Origin of the sequence: Flavobacterium sp. CSZ (genome assembly GCF_015350725.1) — a bacterium.
Taxonomy (GTDB): Bacteria; Bacteroidota; Bacteroidia; order Flavobacteriales; family Flavobacteriaceae; genus Flavobacterium.
On sequence record NZ_JADKPQ010000004.1, the window covers coordinates 244,460 to 260,978 of the forward strand.

General features: G+C 35.2%; 9 protein-coding genes and 2 tRNA genes. 5 read left to right on the top strand and 6 right to left on the bottom strand.

Annotation, left to right across the window (positions count from 1 at the left end):
• Window positions 1-30: 30 nt before the first annotated feature.
• The 6 genes from IRZ78_RS06670 to IRZ78_RS06695 form a co-directional block, all read right to left on the bottom strand.
• Window positions 31-1,809, bottom strand: coding sequence for an AMP-dependent synthetase/ligase (locus IRZ78_RS06670; protein ID WP_194615784.1), 1,779 nt, complete (start codon window positions 1,807-1,809; stop codon window positions 31-33).
• 178 nt (window positions 1,810-1,987) lie between these two features.
• The gene (locus IRZ78_RS06675; protein WP_194615785.1) at window positions 1,988-2,419 is read right to left on the bottom strand and encodes a hypothetical protein; all 432 of its coding nucleotides are present in this window, start codon (window positions 2,417-2,419) and stop codon (window positions 1,988-1,990) included.
• 143 nt (window positions 2,420-2,562) lie between these two features.
• Window positions 2,563-4,965 carry a TonB-dependent receptor gene (locus IRZ78_RS06680; RefSeq protein WP_194615786.1) on the bottom strand — a complete coding sequence of 801 codons (2,403 nt, stop codon included), beginning with the start codon at window positions 4,963-4,965 and terminating at the stop codon, window positions 2,563-2,565.
• A 341-nt stretch (window positions 4,966-5,306) separates the two neighbouring features.
• Complete coding sequence (purL, locus tag IRZ78_RS06685; RefSeq protein ID WP_347349816.1) at window positions 5,307-9,005, bottom strand: phosphoribosylformylglycinamidine synthase; 3,699 nt, start codon at window positions 9,003-9,005, stop codon at window positions 5,307-5,309.
• Window positions 9,006-9,294: 289 nt separating this feature from the next.
• The gene (locus IRZ78_RS06690) at window positions 9,295-11,157 is read right to left on the bottom strand and encodes an endonuclease (RefSeq protein ID WP_194615788.1); all 1,863 of its coding nucleotides are present in this window, start codon (window positions 11,155-11,157) and stop codon (window positions 9,295-9,297) included.
• Window positions 11,158-11,515: 358 nt separating this feature from the next.
• Window positions 11,516-13,033, bottom strand: coding sequence for a hypothetical protein (locus tag IRZ78_RS06695; protein ID WP_194615789.1), 1,518 nt, complete (start codon window positions 13,031-13,033; stop codon window positions 11,516-11,518).
• A 240-nt stretch (window positions 13,034-13,273) separates the two neighbouring features.
• On the opposite strand from IRZ78_RS06695, the gene IRZ78_RS06700 reads away from it, so the two are divergent.
• The 5 genes from IRZ78_RS06700 (at window position 13,274) to IRZ78_RS06720 (ending at window position 16,307) form a co-directional block, all read left to right on the top strand.
• A complete protein-coding gene (locus IRZ78_RS06700; protein WP_072962779.1) occupies window positions 13,274-13,705 on the top strand; it encodes a PaaI family thioesterase in 432 nt (143 codons plus the stop codon).
• 3 nt (window positions 13,706-13,708) lie between these two features.
• The gene (locus tag IRZ78_RS06705) at window positions 13,709-14,776 is read left to right on the top strand and encodes a chorismate-binding protein (RefSeq protein ID WP_194615790.1); all 1,068 of its coding nucleotides are present in this window, start codon (window positions 13,709-13,711) and stop codon (window positions 14,774-14,776) included.
• 95 nt (window positions 14,777-14,871) lie between these two features.
• A complete protein-coding gene (gene bshB1 / locus IRZ78_RS06710) occupies window positions 14,872-15,588 on the top strand; it encodes a bacillithiol biosynthesis deacetylase BshB1 (RefSeq protein WP_194615791.1) in 717 nt (238 codons plus the stop codon).
• A gap of 76 nt (window positions 15,589-15,664) precedes the next feature.
• Window positions 15,665-15,738 (top strand) — tRNA-His (locus IRZ78_RS06715).
• A gap of 495 nt (window positions 15,739-16,233) precedes the next feature.
• Window positions 16,234-16,307 (top strand) — tRNA-His (locus IRZ78_RS06720).
• The last annotated feature ends 212 nt before the right edge of the window (window positions 16,308-16,519 follow it).

Sequence of the window (16,519 nt, forward strand, 5' to 3'; positions counted from 1 at the left end):
GCCGTTTTCGTTTGGTTATATTATTTTGATTTAATTTTGACCATATATTTTAGCGTAAAGATCTTTATAAATTTCTTTGATTATTTTACGTTTTAGTTTTAGAGTTGGAGTCAGTTGTCCGCCATCGATAGACCAGACATCTGGAGTAAGCTCAAAACGTTTGATTTTTTCCCAGTGGCCAAATTTCTCATTAATTTTTTCTACTTCTTCATCAATACGTTTGATTACATCGGCATTTTCGCTGATAGAGGCATCTGTACTTCCTAAAGTTACTTTATGCAGTTTTGCCCATTCTTTTACAAATTCAAAATTAGGCTGAATAAAAGCAGCAGGCATTTTTTCTCCATCACCAATTACCATGATTTGCTCAATAAAACGAGATTGTTTCATGGCATTTTCAATCAATTGAGGAGCAATATATTTTCCGCCCGAAGTTTTGAACATTTCTTTTTTACGGTCTGTAATTTTAAGGAAACCTTCGCTGTCAATTTCACCAATATCTCCCGTATGAAAATATCCGTCCTGCAGAGCTTCGGCAGTTTTTTCAGGGTCTTTAAAATAACCTAACATTACGTTTGGTCCTTTGCAAAGAATTTCTCCATCCTGAGCAATTTTTACTTCAACGTTACGAATTACTTTACCAACAGTTCCAATCTTGAAACCTCTGTTTCTTTGATCATTTACAGCAATTACCGGAGAAGTTTCAGATAAACCGTAACCTTCCATTACCGGAATTTCGGCAGCAGCAAAAACTCTTGTCAAACGAGGTTGTAAGGCAGCACTTCCGGAAACCATTAATTCCAGATTTCCTCCCAAACCTTCTTTCCATTTACTGAAAATAAGTTTTCTGGCGATTTTTAACTGAAATTCATACCAAAAACCATTGGCACCGTATGGCTCGTATTTTAAACCTAAATCGATAGCCCAGAAAAATAATTTTTTCTTGATACCGGTTAATTCACCGCCTTTTGCATAAATTTTATCGTAAACTTTCTCTAAAAGTCTTGGTACAGCTGTAATAACTGTAGGACGAACTTCTTTTAAGTTATCACTGATTTTATCAATCGATTCTCCAAAATAAACAGAAACACCATAAAACTGATAGATGTACAAAATCATCCTTTCAAAAATATGGCAAATAGGCAAGAAGCTCAATGCAGTACTTTTTCCCGGATCAAACGGAATTCTTGGGGCACTGTCTAAAACATTCGACACAATATTTTGGTGCGAAAGCATCACCCCTTTAGGTCTTCCTGTTGTTCCAGAGGTATAAATAATGGTAGCCAAATCATCTGTCTTGATACTGTCTTTTCTGGCTTCGACTTCGTTTTGATTGCTCTCATCTTCACCCAGTGCCAATAGCTCAGTCCAGTGTTTGCATCCCGCAATTTCATTAAACGAGTAAACCTCTTTTAATGTTGGTACATTGGATTTTATCGCATTTACTTTGTCAAGTACTTCCTGATCAGATACAAAACAGTAAATACTTCCGCTGTGGTTTAATATATATTCGTAATCCTCTTCGGCAATAGTGGGGTAAATAGGAACGTTTTGCGCACCGGTTTGCAAAATACCAATATCCATGATATTCCATTCGGTACGATTGTTAGAAGTGATTAAAGCAATTTTATCATCTTTCTGAACGCCTATACGTAATAATGCTCTCGAAACAGCATTTGCTTTTGCAATATATTCCTGGCTAGATGTTTTTTCCCAGACTCCATTTTTTTTGGTTGCTAAGGCAACTGGAAGGTTGTAAGTTTCTTGTTGATAATAGGGAAAATCAAAAAGGCGTGTGATTGAAACCATGTTTAATATATTGAATTTTACCGCAAATTAAATAAAATTTAGGTATGATTTTTAATTTTATAAAATTTTATGGGAAAAATTATAGGTATAATAGAAAATCTACGAAAACGTTTTCTTTTTTGTAGTAATTTTTTGAAATAACGAGAAATGTTTATTTCAGGGGCTAAATTTGATGAAATTACTGAACGTTATAATCCACATATTCTTTTACTCTTTCGCCCATTAAAAACATTTTTTTCTTGGCAAAATGAATAGAAAATTGAGAATATATCCAGGCATCACTATCATTTGTTCTGTACCAAAACGTATAGGATGCACTATTGAAACCTTCTTTAAAAACAGGAATTCCTTCATCTGTACATTCGATTCCCCAGTTGATTTTACTTTTGCTCAAATCATCGGCCTGGATAAATCCGGTACCGTCAGGATTTAAAACCGTACTAGGCGCTTTTTGTCCTGTAGGGATATAAGTTCCGGGAACAGGATAACCAATTGTAGTAGTGATATAATGATCACGACCGTTGTAGGTAATTTGATCTACATGAACCTGAGCATGAGATGGTGCAGCAACAAAAAATAACGTAATAAGTAATAAATGTAAAGATTTCATTCTATGTAGGTTTAATTGTTTTTGGATGCAAAAAAAATCAGTGGCATAATTTTTTTGGCGAATATACTTCAAATTTTTATAGAAAAATGAATCCCAATTACAAGAATGAATTTATTTTTTAACATTTTATTGCTGCTGAAATATTACTCTGTCGAAAACTGATTTTCCAGTAGCTTTTCTTTAAAATCAGATTTAAAACTATAGGCAAAAGTCAGCATCAAAGCACGCGTATCTGATTTTGAGGTTCGATTATTACTAAAAAGCAAAGTGTTGTTTTTATAGCCACTTTCTAAGGTGTTAAACATATCTGTAACCACCAAGCCTAAACGGGCATTTCCTTTACTCAACTTTTGCTGAAAACCCATATCGACATTATATACAGGAATTCTTTTTCCCTGAGCCGTTGCTAAGGAAGAATTGTAATTGCCAATTATTTGTAGTTTTCCGCCTTTCCAGGGAAGAAAATTATTGATGATTTTGCCATACCAGCTAAAAGCACTATTCACCACATCCTGAGCCAAATTTGACGCATTGATTTTTTGCTCAAAAGCAGTAACGCTGATGTTGGCGTCATAAAAGCCAATTGGTTTTAGACTAAAAATAGTTTCTAAACCATAAGTTATGGTACTTCCTATATTTCGTGGTTGCAAAAGAATCACACCATTGTCTTGTAATTCTGCATATTGTCTTATAGCGTCAGTTGCATTTCTGTAAAAGGCATTGGTCGAAAACGAATATTTAGACCATTCTTTATTATAACTCATTTCGGCAATATGAATGATTTCAGGTTTCAAATACGGATTTCCGCCATGAGGATTCAAAGCATCAGTAATATCTACAAAAGGGTTTAAGTCATCTAAATCCGGACGATTGATACGTTTGCTATATCCAATTTTTACAAATTCGTCTGAAGCTAAATTCATTTGCAATGATCCCGAAGGAAAGAATTTTAAATAATCATTGCTAAAGTGATCGCTATTATTTTTTGTGGCTCCAGTGTTAGAAGCATTTTCGGCGCGTAACCCTAGATTGTATTTCCATTTTGGATTTTCTTTATCACCTATAAATGAATTTAGCACACCGTAAACAGCATTTATTTGTTCATTAAATTTAAAGGAATTGCTAGCCAGAGGATTTACTACATATTGATCATTCGTTTTATCTGCACTTTGAAAATCAGAATTAAAAAATCGGAATGTTCCTTTGTAACCCGTTTCTATAATGGACTTTTCAGCAACCGGAATTGCATAGTTTACAATGGCATTCGAGATATTTTCATGCTCATAATTGTGTGTTCTTTGTAAAAAAGCATCGGCAATTTGCGCATTGTATTGATCGTAATTATTAGTATCAATATCGGTGTTTTCTCTATGTTTATTAAAAGAAGAAGTAATGCTTGCATTCAGGCTTTTTTGATCGTCATCAAATTTTCGACCATAACTAAAAGCCAGTTCACTCACTTTTGAGCGTTCTAGTTCTAATGAATGCCTGATATTATTAGAGAAAAACTGATTGGCACTTGTATTGACCTGAGTATGCAAAGTTTCATCATTATCCTGACTTTCCATATTTCCTAAAGCTTCAAACGAAAAACTGTTCCTGTCATTAGGAGAAAAATCAACATTTAGTTTTAAATTTTGCAATCCTTCGGTTCGTTTGTCATTTCTATTTTGATTGATAAAATGTTCATTATCAATAAGATTATTGGTTCTTTCGGCTTTTATTTTTTTCGTTCTGCCCGCAAAACGATTGTCATAACCCAAACCAAAATTCCATTTTTCTAATTTCTGATTCAAAATTATAGAACTGTTTAATCTTCCTTTTGCACCAAATCCGCTGCCTAAAACTACTGCGCCATTAATCCCGCTTTGATTGTTTTTTTTGAGTTTAATGTTGATAATACCACTTTCTGCATTGGCATCATATTTAGCCGTAGGATTGCTAATAACTTCAATATTTTCAATACTGCTGGCAGCAATTTGGTCCATATTTGTAATGGCCGAGTTTTTTCCGTTAATTAAAATCATTGGAGATTTTCCTCTCAGCGTTATTCCTCCGTCAGCATCAACGGCAACAGTTGGTATATTTTTTAGCATATCCGTAGCCGTTCCTCCGGATTGCGAAATATTCGAAAACGCATTAAAAATAAAGCCTTCGTCTGTTTTCTGAATTTGTTTTTTCTGTGAATTCACCACAACAGCATTCAGTAAATTAGTATCACTTTCTAAAGTTATAGTTCCCATAGAAATAGGAGAGCCTGTAAAATTTATTTTTTGTTTAACAGTTTTAAAACCTATTAATTTAAATTGTAACTGATAATCGCCTGAAGGAATATTTTCTAAAGAAAAATTTCCAGCGATATCTGTTACGGCATAATTGGCTACTTTGGTAGAATCGATTGTGTTTTTTAAAATAACATCGACAAATTCTATAGCTAGTTTCCCGTCAGAAACAGTTCCTTTTATAGAAGCGTTTTGACCAAATGAAAATTGACTTAATGTAAATAAGAAAATTAAAAGCGATAGAGTTTGTCTGCATTTTTTCATGAGACAAAGATATTTATCGCATTAAATACAGCTTCTTAAAGTGCCTTAAGATATCATTAAATTAGGCTTAGAGTAGTTTAAGTAAAAGCTTTTGCCACGAATTAATTAGTTTTTTTGTTTGCCGCGAATTTCATGAATTATTATTTTAATGCTTTGCTAACCGCAGACAATGACTAGTTTTTAAAATCATTTTAATCCTTTTAATCTGTGGCATTTTTTTAGATTATCACATTAATAAATTCGTGTTAATTCGTGAAATTCTTCGCCTGTTCGCTATCGGCTCGGGCCGTGGCAAAATAAAACAAAAAAAAACGCTCGATAATTCGAGCGTTTTATATTTTTTAGATTTTCTCAATCCATTTTCTTGCGTTTACAAAAGCTTCATGCCAAGGTGAAACTTCGTCGTTTCTGTCTTTTGGATAATGCGCCCAGTTCCATTGGAAAGTCGAACGCTCAATATGAGGCATCATTACCAAATGTCTTCCGGTTTTGTCACATAGCATTGCCGTGTTGTAATCAGATCCGTTAGGGTTTGCAGGATAACCTTCGTAAGCATATTTAGAAACAATGTTATAGTTTTCTTCGGCAAGAGGTAAATTGAATTTTCCTTCTCCGTGAGAAACCCAAACTCCTAAAGTACTTCCGGCCAATGTGGATAACATAACCGAATTGTTCTCCTGAACTTTTACAGAAGTAAAGATACTTTCGTGTTTGTTACTTTCGTTATGAAGCATTTTTCCGTGAACTTCATGTTCCGGATTGATCACTTCTAATTCCATAAACAATTGACAACCGTTACAGATTCCAACAGACAAAGTATCTTCTCTTTTAAAGAATTTATCTAAAGCTGTTTTTGCTTTTTCGTTGTATAAGAAAGCTCCGGCCCAACCTTTAGCGGAACCTAAAACATCTGAGTTAGAGAATCCTCCAACAGCACCAATGAACTGAATATCTTCAAGTGTTTCACGACCAGAAATTAAATCGGTCATGTGAACGTCTTTTACATCAAATCCTGCTAAGTACATCGCATTTGCCATTTCGCGTTCAGAATTACTTCCTTTTTCACGAATAATAGCCGCTTTTGGTCTTGGTTTAGAATTGTCGATTTCTGGTTTCTTTCCTGTAAAGTGTGCTGGGAAAGTATATTGTAGAACTTGATTTTTATAATTTTCGAAACGTGCCTGAGCTCTTCCATTTTTAGATTGTTTTTGATCTAATAAATAAGAAGTTTCAAACCAAATGTCTCTGTAAGTTCTGATATCTAATTTATATTCTCCAAATTCCAACGCTGCAGTTTCCTGAACTGAACCAATCTTGAAGAATTCGATATTGTTTCCTTTTAATTTAGCTTCAACTGCTGCATCTGATTTTGCCTGGAAAACGATTCCGATGTTCTCTGCGAAAAGGATTTTCAATACGTCTTTTTCCGCGAAAGCGCTAAAATCAACTTTAGCTCCAAGGTTTACATCAGCAAAACACAATTCTAATAGAGTAGTAATTAAACCACCACTTCCGATATCATGTCCGGCTAAAATTTGGCTTTCGCCGATTAATTCCTGAACCGTATTAAATGCATTTTTGAAGAAAGAAGCGTCTTTTATAGTAGAAGTTTCTTTTCCAATCGTGTTTCTAATTTGTGCAAAAGATGAACCTCCTAATTTGAAGTCATCCTGAGACAAATTGATATAATAAATAGATTCTCCGTTTTTCTGTAAAACCGGTTCTACTACTTTTCTAATATCGGTACAGTTTCCTCCAGCCGAAATAATAACAGTTCCCGGGGCAATTACTTCGTCGTTTGGATATTTTTGTTTCATAGAAAGTGAATCTTTTCCTGTCGGAATATTGATTCCCAATTCGATTGCGAAATCTGAACAACCTTCAACAGCAGCGTACAAACGAGCGTCTTCACCTTCGTTTTTACAAGCCCACATCCAGTTTGCAGATAATGAAATTCCTTTTAAACCATCTTTTATCGGCGCCCAGATAATGTTTGATAACGATTCTGCAATAGCATTTCTACTTCCTGCAACCGGATCAATCAAAGCAGCGATAGGAGCATGCCCAATAGAAGTCGCGATTCCTTCTTTACCTAAATAATCCAGAGCCATAACTCCAACATTATTCAAAGGCAATTGCAAAGGACCTGCATTTTGTTGTTTAGCTACTTTTCCACCCACACAACGGTCTACTTTATTAGTCAACCAGTCTTTTGAGGCAACCGCTTCTAAACGTAAAACATCTTTTAAATAATTTTCGAAATCTCCTGCGTTGTAAGCAACATCAGCATATTTTCTGTCGATCGTTTTATCAGTCATAACCGTTTTTGGAGAACTTCCGAAGAAATCTTCTAAAGCATAATCCATCGGTTTTGAACCATTTGATTTAGATTCGAAAGTAAAACGGTGATCTCCCGTAACATCTCCAACCTGATACATTGGTGAACGCTCTCTGTCGGCGATTCTTTGTAAAGTGTCAATATCTTTTTGCCCAATAACCAATCCCATTCTTTCCTGAGATTCGTTACCGATAATTTCTTTTGCAGAAAGTGTAGGGTCTCCAACTGGTAATTTATCCAAATCGATCAATCCACCAGTTTCTTCAACCAATTCCGAAAGACAGTTTAAGTGTCCTCCAGCTCCGTGGTCGTGAATCGAAACAATTGGATTATTGTCGCTTTCTACCAAACCACGAATAGCGTTAGCAGCACGTTTTTGCATTTCTGGATTCGAACGTTGGATCGCATTTAATTCGATTCCTGAACCAAAAGCTCCTGTATCTGCAGATGAAACTGCAGCTCCACCCATCCCAATTCTATAATTTTCTCCACCAAGAATTACTATTTTATCACCTTCTTGTGGTTTCTTTTTTATTGCCTGATCCAGTTTTCCGTATCCAATTCCTCCCGCTTGCATGATTACTTTATCGTAACCAATTTTGCGGTCGTTTTCTGAATGTTCGAAAGTTAAAACCGAGCCTGTAATAAGCGGTTGCCCGAATTTATTTCCAAAATCAGAAGCTCCGTTTGAAGCTTTGATCAAAATATCCATTGGTGTTTGGTACAACCATTTTCTTTCTTCAACAGCATTTTCCCATTTTCTGTCGTCGTTCAAACGAGAATATGAAGTCATGTAAACAGCAGTTCCTGCCAAAGGCAAAGAACCTTGTCCACCAGCTAAACGGTCCCGAATTTCTCCTCCTGAACCTGTTGCAGCTCCGTTGAAAGGCTCAACAGTAGTTGGGAAATTGTGTGTTTCTGCTTTTAAAGATAAAACCGAATCAAATTCTTTGATCTCGTAATAATCTGGTTTGTCAGCTGTTTTTGGTGCAAATTGCTGCACTTTTGGTCCTTTTACAAAAGCAACGTTGTCTTTGTAAGCAGACACTATATCGTTAGGATTTTCCTGTGATGTTTTTTTGATTAATTTAAAAAGAGAAGTCTCTTTTTCTTCACCGTCAATTACAAAAGTTCCGTTGAAGATTTTGTGACGACAGTGTTCAGAGTTTGCTTGTGAGAAAGCAAAAATCTCAGAATCGGTTAGTTTTCTTCCCAGTTTTACAGCAAGATTGTCTAAATAATCTACTTCTTCCTGGCTAAGGGCTAAACCTTCTACTTTATTGTAAGTTGCAATATCATCGATTTCCAGAATTGGTTCCGGCTGAACGTTGATAGTGAAAATTTCCTGATCTAATTGATTGAATTTTTGTGAAAGCATCGGATCAAAATCAGTAAAATCTTCCGTTGCCGGATGAAATTCTTCGATTCTGATAATGCCCGGAATACCCATATTCTGAGTAATTTCTACAGCATTTGTACTCCAAGGTGTGATCATAGTGGCACGAGGACCAACAAAAAAATCCGTCAGTGCGGATTTTTCGATCTTATTAGAGTTGGCAAAAAGCCAGTTTAGTTTTGAAATGTCTTGAGCCGAAATTTCGTTTTGCGTTTGTACGGCAAAAACAGTTTTGCTTTGGTTTTCAAAGAAATGGATCATTGTTTTGTGTAGTTTGTTGTATTGAGGTGCAAATTTAGTGTAAATAAATAGCAAGCGCAAATTTGAAAACAAACTCTTTCGAAAAAATATACAGATGCTTCTTTAAACCATATAAGTGATTTTAATTCATTTAATTACTGTTTGAATTTTGCTCGCAAAGTTGCAAAGACGCAAATGCTTATTTACAAAGCTTAAAAACTCAAGCTTTACGTATTTGCGACTTTGCGAGATTAAAAAAATCTAAAATGAACTTATATTACTTATTTTGGTGAAAAAATAAAACAAAAAAAGCGGCAATATTGCCGCTTTTAAATTTAGTAAGCACTCGTTTAATTTAGTTGATTATGATCTTTTTGCTAAAAGTGTCAGAATCCTGATTAATACGAACAATGTAGATGCCTTTTGGCAAGTTATTTATCGTCGATAATGAATCAGTACTATTTGATTTCTCAAATACCCTCTGACCAAATATGGAGATTATCTCGATAGAATAAGGTGAATTAATAGTATTAAAGTAAATATTGAAGTTTCCGTTGGTTGGATTTGGATATAAAACCAATTCTTTTAATTGAGGAGCAGTTTCTTCTTCCGTTTCTACAGATAGAGTTTGTGTACGTTTAGCGCCTAAGTTAGAGCAGGTATCTGCGGCATAAGAATCCCATTGTGAGCTTAGGTTGAATGTTGTACTTGGAGCTGTTACGGTAGATTTTCTTCTTAAAGTAACATCTGCTGCAAAGTTGGCAGTTCCGCCATTAAAAGTTCCTATAATGTCAATTAAAACGCCATTTTTAAATAAACCTACAGCATCATTTCCGTTAAAAGTCAATTCGGTTGCTGTTGTCGAAATATTCGCTGAACTTGTTGGATAACAGCTGGAGGCCATTGAACTGTTTACGATCGTAAATTTACTTCCGGTGGCTAATGTTCCACTTAATGCTAAACCTGTGCTCCACGATCCGGCGCCATTGGTTTGTTTTTTAATGGTATAAGCAGATAAACTCACTGAACTTGCTGTATTATTAGCAATTTCTAATGCTTTATTATTTCCAGAACCTTCAATATATTCCGAGAACAAAATGTCCGAAGCTGTTCCGCCAGTCCCGCCGCTTGCATTTGTCGTAGCAGCAATAGTGTTGCTTGACAAGGAAGTATTTCCTGCCGCATCTCTTGCTGTAACATAAATGTTGTAATTGGTAGAAGCGGTCAATCCGGTAATAGTATAATTTAAAGTAGTAACCTTATTTTTCAGCACACCATTTGCATAAACGTTATATCCTGTTACACCCACATTGTCTGTTGAAGCATTCCAACTAACCGAAACAGAAGTTGCTGTTGTTGCTGTCGAAGCTAAATTTGTTGGAGCGGTTGGAGCCTGAGTATCTCCGGAAGAAGTTCCTCCCCAAATTTGGTTTACATATTCAGGATGATCGATATACGGGTTTCTATTATTCTGACGTCCGTAAATAGCATTATTTCTCGCGATTTCTCTTGCACTTACCGGATCTTGGGCATTCCAGGCCAAAAGAACATTCAAAAATGCGGTTGTAAATACCTTATTGCTTGAACCATCAAACATAACATAAGAATATCCTGCAACGGTATTTTCGTAACGGGTGGCAAAATAAAAGTACATTCGGGCAATATCGCCTTTAAATTCATTTACAGGTTCAAAAACAGTTCCTGAATATCCAGATACTGCACTTGAGCCCAATTTGCTTCCGTTTTGAGAGGTATAAGTGGCTGAATTTACAATACCATGCGGATAATTAGAACGGATTCCGTTTACTTTTCCGTCGGTTGGAGTGATAAAATGGGCATCGGCAACCATTGGAGATTGCTCATTAAATACCGATTGCGGAATAATGTGCTCTCTATTATAACAATCGCCTTCTACTGAATAATTGCCACATCGTTGCGTGCTTCCTGTACTGTAATTATAAGGATCTGTTCCTGACGGATTTTCAGAATACATGTCTAAAACCGTTCCGTCGTTTTCGTAGAAGTTATCAACATCCGATGTTTGATAGGTAGTGTACAAACCGGCATAACCATTATCGGTATGACCTTTAATCAGATTGTACAATTGTGTTTTTAGAGTGTAACCTGTTCCGGTTGCCGTGTTGTAATAGCCAGCAGGAATTTGGGAAAAACCAACGGCAGTAAACATCAATAAGATTAAAAAGTAGTTTTTTTTCATAAAAGTAGGTTTAGATTTGGGTTGTCAATAAATTGAATGTTAGGTTTCTAATTTATTAATTGTATCAAAAATACTACTTTTAAGAATACACTACGTTAAGTGATCTTTAATTTTAGAAAAAATTTCTTACGAGTTTTTTTTAACCATCTAAGTGATATAAATTCATTTTAGAAAGTTTTGAAAATAATCTCGCAAAGACGCAGAGGCGCAAAGTTTTTTTTCTTTTTCACTACATAAGTGAGATAAGTTCATTTTAGAAAATAATCAGCAATAATCAGTTTAATCTGTAAAATCTGTGGGCTACATTTTACGCAGAAAACTTAAATTTTCTTATATCACTTATATGGTGAAAACAAAACTATTTAGGAAATGCAGCGCTTTGATAAGCACCTAAATCGGGCGGAGAAGTCCTGGTTTTTCCTATAATATCTACCGGAATTATATACGTCTGATTCCCTTTCGCGAAAGCGGGAGAAGTAGTATCGATGTTTAACTTATTTTGATTCACATTATAAAACTTCGGATTCTCATTTAAGATAATCTGATTGTAATGTTCTGTATCGGTTTTAAACTGATAATCAGGATTGGTACTTGAACTGCTAAATTTCAACAAACAGTTATTTAGTTGATAGACAAAAGCAGCATTTGTATTTTTACTCAAATTGAACTCGTTAGTGCTTGATCCGTAAATAATACAGTTATTGAAAGTAGCTTGTGTAAGCGGATTAGTTGAAGGAGTTGCACCGGCTAAACTATTGCTGAGGTTAACAGCAAAATGTGATGAATTTTGCCAGTTGTTATTGAAAGTACAATGCGTAAAAATATAATTCCCGCCGTAAACACATGATAAACTTGCTAAACCAGCATAATTTATGACAATGTTTTCTCCGTTAATGTATGCGTTTTGAGCCAAGATTCCGTACTCGGCGCAATTGTATATTTGAGTGTTTTTGATGTCGATTGTAGTGCTGTTGTCAGGACTTTTTATGTTTAAACCCGCAATGGCATTTTTTAAAGTAAGATGATTGATCGAATGATTTTTACTTCCAGTAGCTAGAATAACTGAATTCCATTGCCCGGGAATATCATCGTAAAGAGATTCTAGTCGGTCACCTTCAAAAATAACTTCGTTTTCTAGTTTATTGGTAGTTGATACAGCTCCGTTTATTTGAAGTGATGCTTTATTGTCTATATAAAGTCCGGAATTGGCATGAAAAAAGACTCTTGCTCCGGCCTGAAAAGTAACGGTTTTATTTGCGGGAACGCCTGCAAAACCATAAATAACATACGGTTTCTGATTGGTAAACAGCAATTCATTTGCGTTTACAGCGTCATTTTCATCCAAATAAAAACCATCAACAGCCTTGCCGTCTATTATAATTTTTTCTTTGGTTCCGTCAGTATTTTGTTTTGGATATAGAAAAACAGCATCCTGAATTAAAGTAACCAAAGCCACTTCCTGAAGATTGGCGCCGCTATCAAACTGAATCTGATCTGTATACAAAAAATCGGTCGGATCAGCATCTGTAACATCTGCCGTGGTTTCTATAAAAATATATAAACTGTCTTTGGCTAAAAGCGTAACGTCTTTAAAAATCTTGCCATTGTTGCCGTTCATTCCGTCAACGGTCATTCGGTATTTTGAATTTAGACCATTCTTCAGTTGAATCGTTGGAATCGAAATATCATCTTTACTTGCATTGTAAACTTTCAGTTGATACGTGCTGGAACCAATATTCTTAAAAACAGTGTCTAAATAAACAGTGTCTTTTGAAAACTTTAAATTTCCGGAACTGGCAACGGTGTCAAAATCAGTTCGACAAGAACCGGTTGTTACAAGTATTCCAAAAATGAAAAGTATAAAGTATTGACGCATTTGTTTCTTTTTTTGCCACTGATTTAAAAGATTAAAAAGGATTTTATAGCTATTTTAATCTGTGCTAATCTGTGTAATCTTTAGCAAAAAAAATAAATTTTCAGCCAAAGATCAATATTGATTGTTTTGGTAAAAATAACAAAAAACTTACATGTTTGAAGTTGATTTTTAATTTAGAATTGCATTTTCGAATTTGTATCTCTTCTTTTCTTTAATTTTACGATTTTAAATTCCATTTTAATGAATTATACAAAAGAGCAGATTTTAGCGCGTTGCAACGAATTTTCTAAAAACACGCTAATGGAAACGCTAAAAATAGAATATATAGATGCTGGCGAGGATTTTTTGACGGCGAAAATGCCTATAAATCCGTCCGTTCACCAACCAATGGGACTTTTACACGGAGGAGCTTCTGTAGCTTTGGCAGAAAGTGTGGGCAGTGCAGCATCGTTTTTTTTTATCAATCCAAAAGAACAGGAAGTACGCGGAATAGAAATTTCGGCCAATCACCTAAAAAGTATTCGTGAAGGCTGGGTTTTCGGGACAGCGAGAATCATTCATAAAGGAAGAAGTATTCATCTTTGGGAAATTAAAATTACCGATGAAGCCGGAAACCTGATTTCGCTTTGCAAGCTGACAAATATGGTTTTGGAGAAAAAGAAAACAGAATAGAACATGAATGACTTTTTTTCTAAAATAAAAAAACAATACGAAAAGCATTTGCCTTTTGTAATGTATTCTAAACCCAATTCCAGAAGTATTTTTGGGCTTTTACAGCAAAATGACACTTTGCATACCATTTCTAACTACAAAGAAAAAGGTTTTGTATTTGTTTCTTTTGATGAAAAACAACTGGTTTTGATTCCGGAAAATGAAGCTGAAATTATAACGACAGAACAAGAGGAACTTTTTTTTAAAACTATCGAAATCGAAGATTCAGTTTTTGATGAAGCTGCTAAAATTCAGTATGAAGATTTAGTTGCTAAAGGAATTGAAGCGATTAAAAACGAAGAATTCAAAAAAGTGGTTTTGTCCAGAAGCGAAAAGGTTGTGTTGGCCGAATTTGATTTTGTAGCCACTTTTCAGCATTTGATCGAATTGTATCCCACTACTTTTTCGTATTGCTTTTTTCATCCTAAAATTGGATTTTGGATGGGAGCAACGCCGGAACAGTTATTAAAAGCAAACGGAAATGTGTTTGAAACTACAGCTTTAGCAGGAACTCAAAAAGCAACTGCTGAAACGGAGGTTCTTTGGCAGCAAAAAGAAAAAGACGAACAGCAATACGTAACCGATTTTATTGTAAAAAGATTGCGTGAAGTTGCCTCTTCGGTTAATGTTACGGAACCGTACAGTCTGAGAGCAGGATCGATCTGGCACATAAAAACAGATATTTCGGGAGTTCTAAATAACAATTCGACTCTGGAAGAAGTGATAGATACTTTGCATCCAACTCCTGCAGTTTGTGGTTTGCCAAAGAAAAAAGCAAAGGCTTTTATCATAGAAAACGAAAATTACGACAGAACTTTTTATAGCGGTTTTCTGGGCGAATTAAACAGCAGTTTTGCGAATAACGATATTAGTTCTGATTTATTTGTAAATTTACGTAACATGCAAATTCAGGAAAACAAAGCCATTTTGTACATGGGCTGCGGAATCACCAAAGAAAGTATTCCTGAAAAAGAGTGGGAGGAAAGCGTCAATAAATCAATGACGATGAAGAGAGTATTGAAGATAAAATAGAATAAAGAGAATAGAATAAAGAGGATAGATAACAAAAAGTCAATTTAGTTTTTTATTGAAATTGAAATTGATTTTTGACATTGATATTAAAAAGTATGAAATTAGACATATTAGCCTTCGGGGCACATCCGGATGATGTAGAGTTGGGTTGTGCGGGGACCATTTTAAAAGAAGTATCTCGTGGGAAAAAAGTAGGTATTGTTGATTTAACGCGTGGCGAATTAGGAACGCGCGGTACGGCAGAAACCAGAGATAAGGAAGCAAAAGATGCAGCAAATATTTTAGGGGTTTTGGTTCGTGAGAATTTAGGTTTGCGCGATGGTTTTTTTGTCAACGACGAAAAACATCAGCTAGAAGTTATTAAGATGATCCGAAAATATAAACCGGAGATTGTATTGTGTAATGCTATTGACGACCGCCATATTGATCACGGAAAAGGGAGTAAGTTAGTTTCTGATGCTTGCTTTTTATCAGGATTAATGAAAATAGAAACTTCTATAGATGGAGAAAACCAGGAAGCCTGGAGACCAAAAGTAGTGTACCATTATATTCAGTGGAAAAACATTGAACCAGACTTTGTAGTAGATATTACAGGATTTGAAGAAAAGAAAATTGAAGCTGTGATGGCGTATAAAACGCAATTTTATGATCCAAATTCAAAAGAACCTGCTACGCCAATTACTAGTAAAAACTTTATGGAAAGCCTAAATTACCGTGCACAGGACTTAGGAAGGTTAGTGGGGAAAGATTTTGCAGAAGGTTTTACTGTTGAAAGGTGTTTGGCAGTCAATAGCTTAGAGGATTTGATGTGATTTTGATATAAATTTTTCATTTTTTTCTTTGGTGAAGTAAACCTTTGTTGTATATTTGCAACCGCAAAGAAAAATGGTGGTTGTAGCTCAGCTGGTTAGAGTATTGGTTTGTGGTGCCGAGGGTCGCCGGTTCGAACCCGGTCAGCCACCCAGAATTGTAAAAGCCTTGAAGAAATTCAAGGCTTTTTTTGTGCCAATAAGTTAAATACCAATTTTTTAAAATTGCTTCGCCTGTTCGCTATCGGGTCCAAATCCCAAATTTGAAACTCCAATTTGAAACTGTAGAGGATTTAGAATTTAATTATAGCCTAATTTAAACCTTGAGTAAATAATACAAATCGTGATATTGTAAACCTTCCAAAGGCTGAAATCGTTGGCTATGTTTGAAAATTGAAACATTCAAATTTCTAATTGAAAGAGATTTGGAATTTGGAATTTATCTATTGGATTTTTTTTATCTACTGGAATTTATTTTATAAACAAAAAGTACAATGTTTAAGTCTTGGTTTATTGGTTATTATGGTTTGGTTTGTAAATCATTTTATTTCATCAAAACCATTTTCTTGCCTGATATCTCCGGTTTTGAGGCTTTTTTTTTGCAGAAGTAAACCTTTGTTGTATATTTGCACTCGCTAAGCAAAAATGGTGGTTGTAGCTCAGCTGGTTAGAGTAGCGGTTTGTGGTGCCGCGGGTCGCCGGTTCGAACCCGGTCAGCCACCCAGAAATTTAAAGCCTTGAAGAGATTCAGGGCTTTTTTTGTGCCAATAAATCTCAAATTCCAAATTCCAAATTCCAAATTCCAAAATCCAAAATCCAAATTGTAAATTTTTGGATTAATTGGAGAATTGCGATCTCAAACTCCGTAAAGTTGCGCTTTTTAGTAAAGCACTAAGTCCACAAAGCTTTGTGTACTTAGATGGTGTAAACACAA